Raw genomic sequence first — 1,155 nt, forward strand, 5'->3', positions numbered from 1 at the left:
ATTAACCCGCGATGAGCGTATGAAATGGTGGCGCGAAGCCCGTTTTGGTATGTTTATCCATTGGGGCGATTACGCGCAATGGGCCGGTTTATATAAGGGTAACAAGGTGGCACATGGCGGCGAATGGATTATGAACCGCGGTAAAATACCGGTGGCCGAATACCAGGCAATGGCTAAAAACTTTAACCCCGTGAAGTATGATGCCGACGAATGGGTACGCATGGCTAAGGATGCCGGGATGAAATACATAGTAATAACAGCAAAGCACCACGATGGGTTCGCGATGTTTAAATCAAGCGCCAGCAAATGGAACATTGCCGATGCTACACCTTATGGTAAAGATGTGCTTAAACCGCTGGCCGCGGCTTGTAAAAAGTATGGCATTAAGTTAGGTTTCTACTATTCGCAGGCGCAGGATTGGAATAACCCGGGCGGGTCGGTTGCCCGTAAAACAGCTATTGATGGCTGGCCCAACCCCGATTCGGCAAGTATAGACGCTTACACCAAAGCACATGCCGGCCACTGGGACCCGTACCAAACTACTGCCAGCATGAGCGAATATATAGACCGGGTTGCCGTTCCGCAGGTAAAAGAGCTATTAACTAATTATGGCGAGGTTGCTGTTTTATGGTGGGACACCCCCACCAACATGACCGACGAATATGCCGAAAAATTAAACAACGTACTGAAGCTACAGCCTAATATTATTACTAACGACAGATTAAAACGCCCAAACTATCCCGGAGATACCAAAACACCTGAACAAAAAATACCCAGCCTTAGTGAACTTGATGGTAAAGACTGGGAAACCTGCATGACCATGAATGGAACCTGGGGCTTTAAAAGCTACGACACTAAATGGAAAACGCCCGAAACGCTGATCCATAATCTATGCGATATTGCATCAAAGGGTGGTAATTACCTGTTAAATGTAGGGCCCGATCCATTGGGCCAATTCCCGCAGGGAAGTATTGATGATTTGAAAGCCATAGGTGTTTGGATGAAAACAAACTCCGAAGCCATATATGCTACAACAGCAAGCCCGTTACAGGCTTTAAGCTGGGGGCGTTGCACCAAAAAAGTAAACGGCGATAACACCATTTTATACCTGTCGGTTTTTAAATGGCCTGCCGATGGTAAGCTTAATGTACCGGG

Annotated in this window: 1 protein-coding gene; it reads left to right on the top strand. The window is 47.0% G+C overall.

What is annotated here, in order from left to right:
* A partial coding sequence (locus tag ABIB50_RS26590) for an alpha-L-fucosidase (RefSeq protein ID WP_429385096.1) occupies window positions 1–1,155 on the top strand: 1,155 nt, incomplete at both ends.

The organism is Mucilaginibacter sp. UYCu711 (assembly GCF_050433825.1).
In the GTDB taxonomy this organism is placed as follows: domain Bacteria; phylum Bacteroidota; class Bacteroidia; order Sphingobacteriales; family Sphingobacteriaceae; genus Mucilaginibacter.